Here is a 17,264-nt window from a genome sequence, read left to right as displayed (position 1 = left end):
GATTTAACAAGTGTTCGTTACTCCCATTCAAATGCTCCTGTGTACAATTGATAATAAGCCCCTCTTTGATCTATCAATTGATCGTGGTTACCGCGCTCTTTAATTCGGCCATGTTCCATCACCAGAATAGCATCCGAGTTTCGAACGGTGGACAAACGATGAGCGATGACAAATACCGTTCTGCTATCCATCAAGTTATCCATTCCGGATTGCACAAGCGCTTCCGTCCGTGTATCAATAGATGAGGTTGCTTCATCTAAAATCATCACAGGCGGGTTAGCAATAGCCGCCCTGGCGATGGCCAGCAATTGGCTCTGACCCTGGGAAAGTTCGTTCCCGCTGCCGTCCAGCCGGGTATGATATCCTTTCGGCAAGCGTTCGATGAAGCTGGCCGCATGAGACAGCTTGGCCGCTTGTATAACCTCCTCATCACTCGCTTCCAGGCGACCGTAACGAATGTTATCGGCCACACTACCGGAAAAAAGATGAGTATCCTGCAACACAATTCCTAGCGAGCGGCGTAAATCAGCCTTTCGAATGCGTTGAATAGGGATGCCATCATAAAGAATTTCACCCTCTGTAATTTCGTAGAAGCGGTTAAGCAGGTTGGCGACAGTGGTTTTTCCCGCACCAGTAGCACCTGCAAAGGCAAGTTTTTGTCCGGGTTTAGCCTCAAGCGTCAGATCCTGAAGCACCTGCTTTTTGCCGTCATAAGAAAAGGAGACTTGCCTGAACTCCACTTTTCCCTTCAAAGCGACAACGGAGCCGTCTTCCAGCTTCCATGACCATCCGGTATGATGTTGATTTTTTTCCAGCGTTACGCGCCCTTCATCCTCTTCGGGACTTTCATCCATCATATTGAAAATCCGTTGCGCTCCCGCAATGGCCACCACAAACATATTTATCTGCGAGGAGATTTCGGCGATCGGCATGGTGAAATTTCTGGACAAGCTCAGAAAGGCGGCGATGCTCCCCAGTGTCAAGCCTGTATTCCAGCCGGATATCGCCATAGCTCCGCCCACAATGGCAACCAGCACATAGATGAAAGTTGCAAGATTTTCATTAATTGGCATAAGGATGTTTGAATATTTGTTTGCTGCAGTTGAGTCCTTAAACAATTCCTCGTTATATCGAGAAAATTGTTCCATTGCTTTATCCTCGCGACTGAACACTTGAACAACCTTTTGACCATGTATCATTTCCTCCATATAGCCATCTACAACGCCAAGCGATTCCTGCTGCCGGAAAAAGTGCAGAGTTGCTTTTGTAGCCACGATCTTGGTCACCCATAACATCGCAACTGAACCAATTACCACTACAATCGTTAACGGTACATCGAGATAAAGCATCGTCCCAAGCGCCACTAAAAGGGTCACAATGGTGGATAGCAATTGTGGCAATCCGTCAGTGAGCATCATGTTAAGCGTATCTACATCATTCGTATAGTAACTCATCAAATCGCCATGTGCTTTTCGGTCAAAATACTTAATGGGGAGATTTTGCATTTTTCTAAACAAATGGTCCCGAATTTTTTTCATGATTTGCTGTGAGATCGTAATCATCAATCTTTTGGAGACAAATGTGCTGACGACCCCGGCTGCATAGATCACAGCAAGAATCGTTAATGCCTGCAGCAAGGCATCAAACACCGGATGTCGATCGCCCAGCAAAGGCACAATAAAGTCATCAATAAGCAGTCTTAAAAATGCGGCAGAAGAGATCGATACGGCGGCGCTAATCAGTACGAACAGCAATACCAGGCAGGATCTGAACTTAAAATACCTGAAATAGGCAAGCAGCCGAATAAGGGTTTTACCGTAATTCGTGCTGTCCGACATCTTCTTCACCACCCTTTGTTTGCGTATCATAAATCTCCTGATAAATCGCACTTCTACTCATGAGTTCCCGGTGAGAGCCCATATCCGCCATTTGGCCTTCGTCCAGCAGAATAATCTGATCCGCATCCTCGACGGAAGCGATGCGTTGTGCAATGATGATTTTGGTTATGTCGGGGATGTTTTCCTTGAAGACCTTCCGAATCATTGCATCTGTTCGCGTATCGACAGCGCTGGTCGAATCATCCAGGATAAGAATTTTCGGATTTTTAAGCAAGGCTCTTGCAATACAAAGCCGCTGCTTCTGACCTCCGGAAACGTTGCTTCCTCCTTGAGTCAGGCGAGTATCATATCCATCAGGAAGGGCTAGGATAAAGTCATGGGCCTGGGCTGCTTTGCATGCTTCAATCAGCGCCTCATCAGTAGCCGATTCATTGCCCCAACGAAGGTTTTCCTTAATGGAGCCTTCGAATAAAACATTTTTTTGCAGCACCATTGCAACTTGGTTTCTGAGCACGTGTAGATCGTACTGCTTCACATTCGTTCCGCTCACGAGCACCTCGCCATCGCTTGCGTCATAGAGGCGTGGGATCAAGTGAACAAGCGTCGATTTTGCGCTGCCGGCTCCTCCAAGGATACCGATGGTTTGTCCCGACAGGATTCGAAGATTAATGCCGGATAATGCGAATTTCTCCGCTTTGGTTGAGTAACGAAACGAAACGTTGCGAAACTCCACATCTCCCGTGTGCAATTCCGTTACTGGCGAACTCGGACTCGTAATGTCAGGCTGCTCGTTTAATAAGTCATGGATTCGCCCTGCGGAAGCACGGGCAATGGCGATCATGATGACCACGATACCGAGGGTCATCAAGCTCATGAGAATCTGCATGGAGTAAGCAAATACGCTCGTCAGCTCTCCAGTCGTCATAGTGCCGCTGACAACCAGCTTGGCTCCGATCCATGAAATGAGCAGCATCACGGCATAAAGAATGACTTGCATAAGTGGCAGCTCGTAAGATAGCATGCGTTCCGCTTTGATCATTTGCTTGAATATCTTTTGGGATATGGCCTGAAACTTTGAAATCTCGTGATCTTCCCGAACATAGGATTTGACGACGCGAATCCCCCGGACATTTTCCTGGACAACTTTATTCAATTCATCATAGCTGCCAAAGGCGCGTTCGAAGATAGGGAACGAATACTTCATAATGAGTAACACCCCCACCGCAAGCACGGGAATGACGACTAAAAACCATACGGCAATGGTTGGGCTGATTTGAAAGGTCATTACGGTTGCCAAAATCATCATAACCGGGCTGCGAAAGGCAATCCTTATGATCATCAAAAAGGCGTTTTGCACATGCGTAATGTCGGTCGTCAGCCTTGTTACGATGCCGGAGGATGAAAATTTATCCATATTGGAATAGGATAGCCGCTGGACATGGCGAAACAGATCATAACGCAGATTTTTACCAAATCCAGCCATGGCGATTGCGGAGTGTTTGCCGGCGAGTGCGCCAAACACAAGCGATATCAGCGCAAATAGCAACAGAATTAAGCCATATTTAGCTATCGGGCTCATATGTCCTCCACTAATTCCCTTATCGATTAATTCCGCCATCAACCATGGAATCGTGACCTCCATAGCAACCTCGCCAAGCAAAAATAAGAGAGTCAGCCATGTATCTTTTTTGAATTCCCTCACACTTTGGAGCAATTTTCTCAACATATAAAATCTCCTCAAACCTTCCATAGTGGATGTGGTGCAGCGATATATGTTATCGTAAACTGTATAGTAACTATACAGTCAAATTGTTTTTTTGGAGGCAGCCATGCATCAATCAGATAGGATGTCGATTAGTGATTTTTCCAAAATGTCAGATATTCCACGCAAAACGCTGATTTACTATGATCGTATCGGACTGTTCAAGCCGGCATTTGTTGCCGACAACGGGTATCGCTATTACCATCGCAGCCAGTTGGATACCATCGGTATGATTCATGTCTTCAAGGAGTTTGGCATGTCTCTTGAGGAAATTCGAGAGCATCAGAGCCGTCGAACCCCTGCCCGTACACTTGAATTTCTACGAAAACAGGAAGAGATTATCCGATTGCAGATGGCGAAGCTTGAACGGACCCGGCAAATGATCAGCATGCAAGCAGAGAGGATTGAACATTCGATTCATGTAGACACAAGCCGTATGAAGGTGATCCGGCAAGCCAGGATTCCTTTGCTGTTGAGTTGCCGCGTTCATGTATCTAAGGAGCAAAATCCCGAATCTCTCTGGGACGATTTTCAAATGCGTTTGGAGAGAGAGAATGCGCCAATCGGATATCCGAACGGCGTTATTGTTAAGAAGGAGGATTTACTGAAGAGAAACGGGGATATGATGTCCCATATGTTCAGTCGCATGGCCACTCATTCTGAAGAGCAACAATATATGCCGGAGGGGTTTTACCTGGTTTCGTACACCAAGGCGGATTATGGGGAAACGGATAAAATTTATCCGCAAATTTTTGATTACATAGAGAAGAAACAATATGTTGTCATTGGCGATGCTTACGAGGAGTACTTGCAGGATGAGGTGTCGCTACAAAATCCGGAGGAGTATCTGGTCAGAATTATGGTGCACATTAAGGAACCATCTAAGGTGTGACACCAGTAGAAAAACGACTCTGGCGGGCTAAGGGCGGGCTACAGGCGGCTAACCCTTAGCCCATAGCGGAATCGGCGGCAACCGTGTCGTCGGGCGGAAGCCGCGTTAATTCATGCCGCTACCGCAAGGAAGCCGACTGATGCCTAAATTGATAGTTGTTTTTTCCTCGTTTTTTGGCCATGTACATCGCTTCATCGGCGAGTTTGATCAAATCTTGCACATCCTGGCCTTGATCGGGATACAGACTGATTCCTATGCTGCATGAGATTTCGATGCTGCAATCGTTGATTCGGTAGGGTTTAGATATCGTTGTAAGGAGTGCTTCCGCCAGACTCGCCGCCTCCCGTTCGGTATGGATTTCAGTAAATAGAATAAATTCGTCACCGCCAAATCGGGCAATGTTATCGCTGCTGTCGGCTTGCGTGAATTTGATTCTTCCGGCAAACTCCTGCAGCAGTTGATCGCCGACAAGATGCCCGTATGAATCGTTCACCCCTTTAAATCCATCCACATCCAAAAACATAACGGCAATTCTGGACTGGTTTTGCTTTGCTTCTTCGAAAGTCTGGATCAATCGGTTATGAAAGAAATCGCGGTTCGGCAAAGCCGTAAGCGAATCGTAATAAGCGCGATAACGCATTTTTTCTTCATTTAATTTCCGCTCGGTAATATCCTCCATGATTGCGGCATAGCATTCCAACTGTCCGTTGTCACTATAAATGGAATAAACCCGCATATTGAGCACATGAATGAGTCCGCTCCTATGCTTGTTCCGTATTTCTCCTTGCCAATATCCGCAGTCTATTAATTTCTCCCAGACTTCATTAAGGAAACCGGGGCTGAACTGTTCCGACAGGAGCAGCGACAAATTTCTACCCTGGGCTTCCTCTTCTCTATATCCGGTTAAACGAGTAAATGCCAAATTGGTGGTCATAATATTGCCGTTTAAATCGGTTACAATAACCCCTTCGTTCATGCACTTAATAATTTTAGCGGAAAGCTGCAGCCTCTTGTCCGATTCTTTTGGCGTTATTTCCAGAATTGTCGCTAGCCTCGTATGAACTGCCGCTTTGAAGACCAGAACTTGCGTCAAGACTTTCCATTTGTAAAAGAAAACGGCGAATAACGAAACAAAGACGAGCAAACTTGCGGCTAGCCAGAAAATGATGATCATATACGGTGAATGATACGAAACAAGATGGGGCATCATTTTGTAAATAATCTTGGGATTAGAAGCTTCAATCATGATTATGTGAACCACATCGTTTCTTCATTTTTGAATAGCTCAAAAAAATACTCCGGAATTACTAGTGAATGGTTCTATTTGCCTACTCGATTGCTTGGTTGTTCTGTATTTTTGGGGTTTATTCTGCTGTTCGAGCCGTATTCCAGCTTCTCAATTCCAGTCGAATAGGAATAAAGACTTAGTCGGACTGTCACAATATGTAGTCTTGTGGAAGATTATACCCCAAAGTATTTAAAGCTACAATTAGATAAACTGATTGTAGTTTAAAGACTCTCCAACCTTCAAAGTGGGTAAACTACACTTTATTTGGAGAGAGGTTGTGAGGTTTGAGAATGGGGACGTTAGCGGCGTTAATCGGAGCAAAAATACGTTTGCATCGTTTGGCACGTAACATGACGCTGGATCAGCTTGGGGAAACCATTGGGATGGCTGGCACATACCTCGCTCAAATCGAGCGCGGCGAGAAAAATGTCAAGTTAAGCACAATCGAAAAAGTGGCCACCGGTTTGCATATGACTGTTTACGATTTATTTGATGAGAAGGAGGGGAGCTTGCAAGAAAAGAAATGGGTATGGGCAAGCGTCCTTCTCCTGCTGCAGCATGATGAAGTCAAGCATCGTCAAGCTTATCGCATATTAAAGGCTTTGCTTATTGAGGATGAAGCCTAATAATGAGGTAATTTCAGGGAGCGGCCGGTTTACGGTTGCTCCTTTTTGCTTGCTCCGCCCGGGTCCTGCGATCATTGGGCACATCGTTCGGATAATATTCCAACTACATTTTTCGACAAATGAATTGACAAACGATCGTATCATGATAATATAATGTTATAACAGGTTAGAGGTTGACCTTTTCGCGAAAGGGGAGCTTATCGTGATCGATAAGAGCAATCCGCTGTCATTATACCATCAACTTAAGCAAATTATCTCCAACAAAATTCAGGAAGGCGAATGGAAGGTTGGGGACAAGCTGCCTTCCGAAGCCGAGCTATGCGATCTCTATCAGGTTAGCCGCATAACGGCAAGACGTGCGTTATCCGAGCTTGAACACGAGGGCATGATCGAGAAGAAGACGGGCAAGGGTACTTTCGTCCGCTTTTCCGGCATTAACCAGGAACTGAACCGGTTCTACAGCTTTACGAACGAAGTTAAGCTGCGGGGGTATACGCCTTCCTCCAAGCAATTATCTCTTGAAAGGGTTTTCCCCGACAACGAAGTTCGGCATGCCTTGACCTTGCCCGAGGGCGAGCAGGTTTACTTGATCAAGCGGCTTCGGATGGCCGACAACGAAGCGATCGTCATCGACCGCTCTTACTTGCCGTGCCGGCTGTTTCCCGGATTGGATCAATACGATTTCGGGCAGCGTTCCTTGTACGAGACGCTGAGCGAAGTCTACAACGTAGCCGCCAACATGGCCGAAGAGACGATCGACGCCGTATTGATCAGCAAGGAAGAGGCGGATTTACTCGATATTAAGAAAAGCTCTCCGTGTCTGTTAATTAAGCGGATTGCTTATTTCGGCACGCTTCCGGTGGAGTTCAACTATCGGATCGTCAACCGAGATAAGTATAAATATAAAATCCAGTTGAAGTAACGCATGTAGATTCGAACTAGGGGGGATGTACGCTCTACAAGCTCTGTTTTCAAAGGGGCGGAGCAGGATTTTAAAAGTTTGAAAAATCAGAATATTATGAAAATTGGAGGCAAAAAGTATGCGTAAAATGGTCTTTTTACTGCTTATCGTGGCAATGACGGCATTGACAGCTTGTTCAAGCACAAATGAAAGCGGAAACAATACGGGGGCCAAAGGAAGTCCGTCTGCCGAAACCGGCGGCGAAGCCGCAAACAAGAAGCTGAAAATCGGTTTTACGGTCGCCAACCTAGCGAATACGTATTTCGTCGACTTGTCGGAAGGCGTGAAGGCAAGGGCGCAAGAGCTCGGCTACGACGTCACCGTTCATGACGGCAAAGGCGACGCGGTGCAGCAAGTCAACGCGATCGAGAACTTCATTACCCAGAAGCTGGACGTCATCGTGATCAGCCCGGTTGACGACAAAGCTTTGGAGCCGGTAGTCAAGAAAGCCAAAGAAGCCGGAATAACCGTCGTCAGCTCCAACCAGAACGTAGCCGGCTCCGACGCTTTCCTTACTGTGCCGGAATACGAATACGGGATGGCGATCGGCGAACAGGCGGGACAATGGATTGCCGACAAGCTGGGCGGTACGGCGGAAGTCGCCATTATCGATTATCCCGAACTGAAAGTCATCATCGAACGCGCCAACGGAATCAAGGACGGCATTCTGAAGCATGCGCCGGATGCCAAAATCGTGGCCAATCAGTCGGCGAACACGGTTGAGAAAGGAATGCGGGCGATGGAAACGATTCTTCAGGCACACCCGAACGTCAAAGTCGTCGCGGCCGTTAACGATGCCGGGGCGCTCGGCGTCTACGAAGTCGTGAAAGCGGCTAAGAAGGATACGCCGGACTTCTTTATCGGCGGATTGGACGCAACGCAGGAAGCGCTGAAGAAGATCAAGGAAGACGGCATTTACCGCGCGACAATCGACATCGCTCCGGTCGGAATGGGGCGGCAAATTGTAGATACGGCGGTGAAAGTCATCGCAGAAGGTCCGATTGCCGAACCGATCGCGGTGAATATGATTCCCGTAACGCTTAGCAATGTGGACGAATTTATCCAGTAACAGATGCGATTTCATCCGCAGACCTTTCTCCATAGGTATACCGCAGCAATTACGGGAGAGGGTCTGTGGAAGATAAAGGAGGCCGGCCGCGATGGGCGAACCGCTATTGGCTCTTCGGGACATCAGCAAATATTACCCTGGCGTTAAGGCGCTGGACGGCGTTTCAATCGATTTTCGGCCAGGAGAGGTGCATTCGATCGTAGGCGAGAACGGCGCGGGCAAATCGACGCTGATCAAGACGATCACCGGCGCCATCGAGCCGACGTCGGGCAGCATTAGGTACAATGGCGTTGAGATGAGCGGTATGAACCCGATCTATGCGTTAAAGGAAGGGATCAGCGCGATCTATCAGGAGTTCAACCTGATTCCGAGTCTGACGGTAGCTGAAAATATTTTTTACGGCAGGGAGCTTGGCGGCAGATTCATGATCGATAGACGCGAGATGAATGCCCGGTCGTCGCAAATTTTAAGTCAGCTCGGCGTGAACGTGCGGCCCCAGAGCTTGGTTAAAGATTTGAGCGTCGGTTTCCAGCAAATCGTAGAAATTGCCAAAGCGATATCCAGCAATGCCAAAGTTTTGATTATGGATGAGCCTACGGCCCCGCTGACGAGCAGCGAAGTCGAGAAGCTGTACGAAATCGTCGACAAGCTGAAGCGGCAGGGGATGACGATTATTTATATCTCTCACAAATTCGAGGAAATCTTCCGCCTCTCCGACCGGATTACAGTCATGAGAGACGGCAAATATATTCGAACGCTGCAGCGCGAAGACACGAACAGATCCGAATTGGTCAGCCTGATGGTCGGACGGGCGTTGGGACAGCATTATCCGCCCAAAGCTTCCCGGACGGGAGCTGCGGTGCTGGAGGTCAAAGGTCTCTCCAATCCCCAGGTCAACGACATCTCTTTCACCCTGAAGGAAGGAGAGATATTGGGAATCGCCGGCCTGGTCGGCGCCGGGAGGACGGAGCTGGTACGCGCCATATTCGGCGTCGATCCGATATCCGCAGGCGACCTGCTGATCAGGGGGAAACGCGTCAAGATTCGTCATCCGATGGACGCCATCGGCTATAAGATGGGACTCATTCCGGAGGACAGAAAGCAGCATGGCGCGCTGTTGAACATGGACGTGAAATTTAACGTCTCGTACGCTTCGCTTGATAAAATCGCTTCCTTCGGTTTTCTGCACAAGAAGAAAGAGAAAAATCTGGCCACGGATTATATCGCGGCCCTGGCCATCAAGACGCCCGGGGAGCTGCAGGCGGTCAAAAACTTGAGCGGCGGCAACCAGCAGAAGGTCGTTCTGGCCAAATGGCTGGCGACCCAGTGCGATATTCTGATCTTCGACGAGCCTACGCGCGGCATTGACGTTGGGGCGAAGCAGGAAATCTACGCCTTGATGCGAAATCTGGTCGGCGAGAATAAGTCGATTATTATGATTTCGTCCGAAATGCCGGAGCTGATCGGGATGTCCGACCGGGTGCTGGTCATGAAGGAAGGATCGCTAACGGGCGAAGTTGCAGGCGATGAAATGACGCAGGAACGCATTCTGACGATGGCTACGGAATAACGGCCGTCGTTCTTATCCCAAATATAGAGCGGAGGTCAACCCGTGCCGATCAGAGCCATACTCGTAAAATACGGAATTTACATTGTGCTGCTGCTTCTCGTCCTCTTTTTCTCGGTCGCCTCGGATGCTTTTTTGTCCGTAGATAACCTGCTGAACATTTTAAGACAAGTATCGATAGTTGGAATCGTGGCCGTAGGCATGACGTTCGTGATTTTGACAGCGGGCATCGACTTGTCCATCGGTTCGATCATCGGCGTTTCCGCCGTATTGGCCGCGAAGCTGATGCTGTTCGGCGTCCACCCGGCGCTGGCGTTCGTGCTGACCCTCGTTGCCGGTATCGTGATCGGTCTCGTCAACACGTATTTTATTCATGAGATTCAAATTCCGGCGCTAATCGTGACGCTGGCGACTTTAACGGCGCTAAGAGGGATCGCCTACATCATTACCGGAGGGTTGCCCGTATACGGTTTGCCGGAAGGCTACTCTTTCATCGGACAAGGTTACGTGATGGGGATTCCCGTTCCCGTCATCCTGATGCTTGCCTGCTTTGCGGTCGGTTACTTCGTGCTGGAGAAGACGCGGTTCGGCAGGTACGTCTACGGAGTCGGCAGCAATGAGGAGGCTTCCCGCCTGTCCGGGGTTAACGTTCGCAAAATCAAATATATCGCTTATTGTCTGAGCGGCTTCCTAAGCGCGCTCGCCGGACTGGTGCTGCTCTCCAGGGTAAACAGCGGCCAGCCTACGGCGGGAACCGGTTATGAGCTAGATGTGATTATCGGCGTCGTATTGGGCGGCGTCAGCATGAACGGGGGCGAAGGCCGCATTAGCGGCGTCATTACCGGCATTCTGATTATGGGCGTGCTCACGAACGGCATGATTCTGCTTAACATCAGCGAATATTACCAGCTTGTCGTCAAAGGAGCCGTGCTGCTGTTGGCCGTAAGTCTGGATTACGTATCGAAAAAACGGAGGGTTAAAGTTGCGCATACATGAACTTAAACGAGGATTATTCGTATCTTGTCAGGCACAGCCGGACGAGCCGCTGTTCGGATCGGAATATATGGCCAGAATGGCGGTGGCGGCGGAGATGGGCGGCGCGGTAGGCGTACGCGTCAACACGATTCCGGACATTGTCGCGGTCAAGCAAGCGGTCGCGATTCCGGTCATTGGCATCATCAAGCAGGAATACCCGGATTGTTATCCCTATATTACGCCGACAATGAAGGAAGTCAGAGAGGTGGCCGCAACGGGAGCCGAGATCGTGGCGATCGACGCGAGCAAGCTGATCAAACCGGACGGCAAAACGACGGAGCAGTTCATTCACGATATCAAAAGCGAGCTGGACATTCTGGTTATGGCGGACGTGTCGACGCTTGAAGAAGGCATCGCGGCCTGGAAAGCCGGAGCGGATATGATTTCCTCGACTCTGTGCGGATATACGCCTTACACGCGCAAGGAATCGAACGTGCCGATCGAGCTGCAGGAGCCTAATCTGGAAATTATCGCGGCGCTGGCCGATAAGATCGAAGCTCCGATTGTCGCGGAAGGTCGTTTCTGGGATTATCGCAATGCGGTTAAAGCGCTTGAGAATGGCGCCCATTCCGTAGTAATCGGGGCGGGCATCACGAGACCGCAGATCATTACATTGAAAAACGTGACGCAGATCAACGCGTATTTGCAGACGGTCTAAGCGATTGAAGGCGAGGTGAAGACAATGATCGCGCTTGGCATAGACATCGGCGGAACGAAAATCGCCGGCGGAATCGTCGACGATAACGGGTCGCTGCTTGACGTCGAGTATCGGGCGACGGATGCTTCCAAAGGGAAAGACTACGTTTTGGCAGGAATAGACGGGCTGATTACCGAGCTGCGCAGCCGTTGCAAGCCGGATGCGATCGGTATCGGCAGCGCGGGGCGGATCGACGTGGATTCGGGCAGCGTCTATTACGCCACATCGAATCTTCCGAATTGGACCGGGCTGAATCTGAAGCGGCATATCGAAGACAGGCACGGCATTCCGACGATCGTCGATAACGACGTCAACACGGCCGGCATCGGAGAGATGTGGCTGGGAGCGGGGAAAAACGAACAATCGACGGTGTGCGTGACGCTGGGCACCGGAATTGCGGCAGCGGTATTCGTCGACGGAAAAATCGTCAGGGGCGGCCGCTGGAGCGCAGGAGAGATCGGCCATATGATACTGTACCCCGGCGGCAGGCCGTGCAATTGTGGACAGCGGGGCTGCTTCGAGCAATACGGCTCGGGCACCGCTCTCTATAGAAGCTACAACGAGCGCCGCGGCGAGGAAGCGATCGCTTCGGGCAGACAGTTCTTCGAATTGCTGGCAGCCGGCGACATTGCCGCATGCGATACGCTCGACGCCTTCATATCCGATTTGGCTGTAGCGTTTATCAGCTTGGCGAATGTGTACGACCCGGATCTGTTCATCGTTGGCGGCGGGCTGATCGACACCCAAGAATGGTGGTGGGAGAGACTAGAGCGGCACATTCGCGAACAGGCCAACCCGGCCGTGGCAAGCATGAAGCTCGTTCCCGCCGCCTTCAAAAATCAAGCGGGGATGCTCGGCGCGGCGAAGCTGGGCTTCGAGTATGTAGCAGAGCTGAACGCATCGAAGTAGACAGCGCAGCAGAAGGACGAAAAAGGGGCTGTCTCATAGGCTCTTCGAGTTGCTCTAAAAGATAATCGATAATAAAGGTGCAAGGTGTATATACCTCCCTCCGATGCTATACGCTCCTGAAATTTGAATGGGTAAACCCGTCACAATGTGATTTCAGGAGCGTATGAGGCAGTCTACGGGAGGTATATACACCTTACTTTACATATCGATCATCTTAAGCAGTTCTACCTATGAGACAGCCCCTTTTTGCCGATAGGTGCGGTTCCGCTAGTCAAAACTGCATTCGGCACAGCGCTCAATTCAGAGAATGCCATTTTTTGCGGAAGGCTAATGGCGTCGTTTCGACCCTGCTTTTAAATAAATTAATGAAATGCGTGACATTGTCAATCCCGATTCTAGCCGCGATTTCTTCCACCGGAACGTTGGAATACTTCAGCCATTCTTTCGCTTTGTTGATCCGCAGGTTGATGACGTATTCGTTCGGAGTATCCCCCATATATTTCTTAAACGTCTTGGCGAGATGGAATTTGTTAAGCGCAAACTGCTCGGCAAGCTGCTCCAGGCGAATTTTCTCCGTGTAATGCTTGTCCAGAAAGTCGACGATGGGCGCGATAAAATGAGGCAACATGTCCATATCCCCTTGAGGCTGGCTCGCCGACAACAGCAATTCCGTCAATAGGGAGACCAGCAGTCGCGAACTAAGCAGCTCGGTTCCGTAATCTTTCTGCTGATGAAGCCGGATCAGTTGCCCCAGCATGTCGGGAATCGGCGACGCCGCGTCCAGCGAGAGGATCGGGTTCGAGCTTTTGGCGAATTGTTCGTAATACCCCCGGCTTGTGCCCCCGTAGAAATGAACCCAGACCAGCTCCCACAGGTTTTGCCGATCCGTTGTATAGTAGTGGTGCTCCATACAGTCAATGAAAAACAGTTGGCCGGGCCCAAGCGTATAGGAACGATTCCGGTATTTCAAGGTTCCGGTTCCCGCAGCCGTATATACAATTAAATAAGAATTCAAATGCTCCCGTTCCGTAAAATATCCGGGCAGCGTCTGGAAATGGCCGACCTCCTGCACGTAGAAAAACGAGGATCTGGCGGTTTTGCTTGGCGTCGCAATAAGGCGCACGGACGATTCCGTCCAGAGGGAAGCAAAATTTTCGCTGAATGAGGTCATCGTATAACATCTCCGTCAAGATACTAGGATTTTCTCTCAACTTCCTGTGATGCGTTTTGGAATTAAACCGGATACACTTGAGTTGTCAAACTATTATTTCACAATCGCCGAATGGGTGCAAAGGAATTCAAAAGAGATTACGCGAGACGGAGGATGACGGAGATGAGCGAACGGAAAGAGATGGATTGGCGCGGCAAGTTTGTCGAGCCGACTTCGGAATATCGCCCGGCCCCTTTGTGGGTATGGAACGATGAGATGGAGCCCGAGTCTATTCGCCTTCAATTGCAGAAAATGGCGGACAAAGGCTACGGCGGCGCGTTCGTGCACCCGAGGCCGGGCTTGATTACGCCGTACTTGTCCGAGGAGTGGTTCTCCTTGTGGGGGATTGCTTTGGAAGAGGCGGAGCGTCTCGGCCTGAAGCTGTACATTTACGACGAGAACTCGTATCCTTCCGGCTTTGCCGGCGGACATGTGCCATCGGAGCTTCCGGATTGTCTGGCCAATTGCGTTTTGTTCAAGGAATACAAGCTCGAAGAGCTGGATCGGCTCACGCGAGTGCCTTCCGCCATGCTGAACCGGCCCGGCAAGCCGATCCGCGCTTTCGCGATGCTTCGCAATGCGGAGACCTGGGAAATCGCCGAGGACGTCACGCTGCTGCCCGCCGCAGAGTGGGCGAGCCGCGGGGAAAGCTTCTGGGTGTTCGAACTGGGCACGCCGGAGACGAACAACTGGCTCGGCGGCTTTGCCTATACAGACCTGCTGCGTCCGGAAGTGACCGAGCATTTCCTGCGGACGACGCACGAACAGTATCGAAGCCGGTTCGGCGACCGGTTCGGAACGTCGATTCCCGCTTTGTTCACGGACGAGCCGGAAATATCGCCGGGCAACCTGTTCCAAGAGGGAGCGGATTTCCTTCCGTTCAGCTACTGGTTTGCCTCCGAATTCGCCAAGCGGAACGGCTACGATCTGCTTGATTATTTGCCGTTCCTGTTCCGCGATGCCGTAAGCGCGAACCCGGAGAGGGACGCGGCCCGGGTGCGGTACGATTTCTACGCCACGATTCATCAGCTGTGGACGGACAATTCGGTGCGTCCGATTTCCGAGTGGTGCGAGCGGAACGGGATCGCCTACACCGGCCACTATCTGGAGCACAACTGGCCTCATCCGTTCCATCGGAGTTCTCCGGCCGTCATGTCCATGTACGAGTACATGCATTGGCCGGCGATCGATATGCTCCTGACTCATATGTTTCGCGATAATGCTCCGGCTAACGATCTCATGGCCGAGACGAGCCATCTGGCGATCGGGATCCGGGAGGTCCACAGCGCGGCCAACCAATTCGACCGTCCTCGCGTGCTGTGCGAAGCGTTCGGCGCGGGAGGCTGGGACGCTTCGTTCGAGGATTTCAAGCGAATCGGAGATTGGCTGTACGCCAACGGGATCAATTTTCTGAATCCGCATTTGACGTATTCGACGATTGTCGGCGCGCGCAAGCGGGACCACCCGCAATCGTTCGATTGGCGGCAGCCTTGGTGGGACGAGCTGCGCGGCCTGAACGATTATTTCTCGCGGCTATCCTTCGCGCTGTCGGAAGGCAAGACATACAACCGGATTCTCGTGCTTAACCCGACGACGTCGTCTTTCCTGTTCACTCCGGGCGATCTGGAGAATAACGAAAGCTATAAGCTCGGCATCGTTCAAACCCGGGAGCTGGCCCAGCGCTTAATCGACGTGGGCTGGGATTACGACTGGTGCGACGAGTATATAATGGCGCGTCATGGCGCGGTTTCGGGAGCGAAAATCCAAGTCGCGAACCGGACATACGACGTCGTGATCGTACCGCCCGGCATGCTGAATGCGAAGGGCGAGACGGTGGAGCTGCTGCGCGGATTTATGGCCGGCGGCGGCAGGGTGATCGCCTGGAACGACGGGCTGAGCCGGAAGGAAGGACGAAGCTGGCAGGCATCCGAGCTAACGGGCATGCAGGGCTGGATCGCCGTCGACGGCTTCGCGCAGACGGATTCCGCTTTGCGGGAGACGCTTCGTCCACGGTCCGTATGGCTGTCCGGTGTCCGGGAGCGAGCCGGGGTTACGCAGCTGCGGCGCGAGATGGACGACGGGAGCACGTTTTATTTTATCGTTAACAGCTTTGCGCAAGGGTTCGAGGACACCTTTGTCATTCCGGGACGTTACGGAGAAATCTGGGACCCTCTTACCGGCTCGGTGACTTCGCTTTCGGAGGGGCTCGATATCCTCGCGGCTCAGGCAGATTACAGCCCGGTGGCTTCGTTAGCGGGGGCCGAGCAGGGGCAGCTTGCGGTCCCGGTTTCGCTGGCCGGCTCCGGTTCGCTGCTCATCCGCGTGTATCCTGAGAAAATTAACAATGCTTCAGCAGACGTTGACGGCATGCATGCGTCGGGAGACGCAAAAGCGGCGAGAAGCCGTCTTTCGGCGGAACCATCGGTCGTCACGCCCGAGCAGCCGAACATTTTCCCCATCTCCTACTGCGATCTTACTTTGGGGGAAAAAACCTATTCGGGGCTGTACACGACGCAAGCGAACCGCTTCGCCTTTGAGTATCACGGCTTTTCAATGAATCCTTGGGACAACGGGGTACAGTTCAAGCGCCGGCTGCTCGACCGGGAAGCGTCGTTCGACGAGCGGACGGGGCTTGCGGTACAGTACCGTTTTCGCATAGCGGGGGAAGGAATTCCCGAGAAAATCGAGCTGATGGTCGAGCGTCCGGAGCTGTACGACATTCGCGTCAACGATGTTGCTATCGAAATGAGCTCGGGCACCTGCTGGCTGGACCACCATATGGGGCAAGCCTCGATTCGCGAAGCCGTCCGGGGTGGAGAGAATGTGATTCGGCTTGAGGCGAAGCCGTTCTCGATTTTTATGGAAATCGAGGCCGTGTATGTGACGGGCGACTTCGGTGTAACGGAGAATGAAGGGGAATGGGTCATCGGCAAACCTGAACGCGCGCCTGCAGCCGGTACATGGAAGGAGCAGGGATACCCGTTTTACGGTTCGGCGTTTACCTATACCAAGCAAGTACCCGTTCCGGACGCCGCCCGCGAGATCAAAGTCTCGTTGCCCGATTGGAGAGGAACGATTGCCAGCGTTCAAGTGAACGGCGAGAATGCCGGAATGATCGGTTTTGACCGCGAGAACAGCCTGGACATCACGCCATACGCGCAGCCCGGTTCAATCGCCGAGGTGACTGTCCGCGTCTGCGGATCGTTCAAAAACTTGATGGGGCCGCATTTCGATCCGATGAAGCCCCGCAATACCGCCTGGCCCGGCAACTGGAAGAAATCGCCGATGTTCGGCCCTCCACCGGCAGAGGAGTTTGATCTGATCGACTACGGATTGTTCGCCGACTTCGTTGTCGAGGTAATAGAGTAAGCAGTGCGAAAGAACGCATACGCAGGGGATGTTCTGTACAG

At 51.3% G+C, this 17,264-nt stretch carries 13 protein-coding genes; 9 read left to right on the top strand and 4 right to left on the bottom strand.

What is annotated here, in order from left to right; translation table 11 throughout:
- Positions 1-17 precede the first annotated feature (17 nt).
- Together J4772_RS05325 and J4772_RS05320 are read right to left on the bottom strand one after the other, a co-directional pair.
- Positions 18-1,838, bottom strand: a complete 1,821-nt coding sequence (locus J4772_RS05325) for an ABC transporter ATP-binding protein (protein ID WP_209074431.1) — start codon at positions 1,836-1,838, stop codon at positions 18-20.
- A complete protein-coding gene (locus J4772_RS05320) occupies positions 1,813-3,564 on the bottom strand; it encodes an ABC transporter ATP-binding protein (protein WP_209074430.1) in 1,752 nt (583 codons plus the stop codon). Before J4772_RS05320 ends, J4772_RS05325 begins: the two co-directional genes overlap by 26 nt.
- 103 nt (positions 3,565-3,667) lie before the next feature.
- On the opposite strand from J4772_RS05320, the gene J4772_RS05315 reads away from it, so the two are divergent.
- On the top strand, positions 3,668-4,492 hold the full coding sequence (locus J4772_RS05315; protein ID WP_209074429.1) for a MerR family transcriptional regulator: 825 nt from the start codon (positions 3,668-3,670) through the stop codon (positions 4,490-4,492).
- A 118-nt stretch (positions 4,493-4,610) separates the two neighbouring features.
- On the opposite strand, the gene J4772_RS05310 is transcribed toward J4772_RS05315, so the two are convergent.
- Positions 4,611-5,738 carry a sensor domain-containing diguanylate cyclase gene (locus J4772_RS05310; protein WP_209074428.1) on the bottom strand — a complete coding sequence of 376 codons (1,128 nt, stop codon included), beginning with the start codon at positions 5,736-5,738 and terminating at the stop codon, positions 4,611-4,613.
- A 332-nt stretch (positions 5,739-6,070) separates the two neighbouring features.
- Between J4772_RS05310 and J4772_RS05305 the strand changes: the two genes are divergently transcribed.
- The 7 genes from J4772_RS05305 (at position 6,071) to J4772_RS05275 (ending at position 12,644) form a co-directional block, all read left to right on the top strand.
- Complete coding sequence (locus J4772_RS05305; RefSeq protein ID WP_147310106.1) at positions 6,071-6,406, top strand: helix-turn-helix domain-containing protein; 336 nt, start codon at positions 6,071-6,073, stop codon at positions 6,404-6,406.
- 202 nt (positions 6,407-6,608) lie between these two features.
- Positions 6,609-7,328, top strand: a complete 720-nt coding sequence (locus J4772_RS05300) for a GntR family transcriptional regulator (protein WP_116058550.1) — start codon at positions 6,609-6,611, stop codon at positions 7,326-7,328.
- Positions 7,329-7,446: 118 nt separating this feature from the next.
- Positions 7,447-8,436, top strand: coding sequence for a sugar ABC transporter substrate-binding protein (locus J4772_RS05295; RefSeq protein WP_116058551.1), 990 nt, complete (start codon positions 7,447-7,449; stop codon positions 8,434-8,436).
- A 91-nt stretch (positions 8,437-8,527) separates the two neighbouring features.
- Entirely contained in the window at positions 8,528-10,006 is a 1,479-nt protein-coding gene (locus J4772_RS05290) for a sugar ABC transporter ATP-binding protein (RefSeq protein ID WP_209074427.1), read from the top strand.
- 42 nt (positions 10,007-10,048) lie between these two features.
- Positions 10,049-10,999, top strand: coding sequence for an ABC transporter permease (locus tag J4772_RS05285; protein ID WP_209074426.1), 951 nt, complete (start codon positions 10,049-10,051; stop codon positions 10,997-10,999).
- Positions 10,986-11,696, top strand: a complete 711-nt coding sequence (locus J4772_RS05280) for an N-acetylmannosamine-6-phosphate 2-epimerase (protein WP_209074425.1) — start codon at positions 10,986-10,988, stop codon at positions 11,694-11,696. Before J4772_RS05285 ends, J4772_RS05280 begins: the two co-directional genes overlap by 14 nt.
- Positions 11,697-11,720: 24 nt before the next feature.
- Positions 11,721-12,644: an ROK family protein gene (locus J4772_RS05275; RefSeq protein ID WP_247741167.1), complete on the top strand. Its 924-nt coding sequence runs from the start codon at positions 11,721-11,723 to the stop codon at positions 12,642-12,644.
- Positions 12,645-12,939: 295 nt separating this feature from the next.
- On the opposite strand, the gene J4772_RS05270 is transcribed toward J4772_RS05275, so the two are convergent.
- Positions 12,940-13,815 carry a helix-turn-helix transcriptional regulator gene (locus tag J4772_RS05270; RefSeq protein ID WP_116058556.1) on the bottom strand — a complete coding sequence of 292 codons (876 nt, stop codon included), beginning with the start codon at positions 13,813-13,815 and terminating at the stop codon, positions 12,940-12,942.
- 162 nt (positions 13,816-13,977) lie between these two features.
- Here J4772_RS05270 and J4772_RS05265 point away from each other — a divergent pair, with 162 nt between their 5' ends.
- Positions 13,978-17,223 (top strand): glycosyl hydrolase, encoded by a 3,246-nt coding sequence (locus J4772_RS05265; protein WP_209074423.1) that lies wholly within the window; start codon positions 13,978-13,980, stop codon positions 17,221-17,223.
- The last annotated feature ends 41 nt before the right edge of the window (positions 17,224-17,264 follow it).

Origin of the sequence: Cohnella sp. LGH (assembly GCF_017671885.1) — a bacterium.
In the GTDB taxonomy this organism is placed as follows: domain Bacteria; phylum Bacillota; class Bacilli; order Paenibacillales; family Paenibacillaceae; genus Cohnella; species Cohnella phaseoli.
This window is presented reverse-complemented; position numbering and strand designations above follow the sequence as displayed.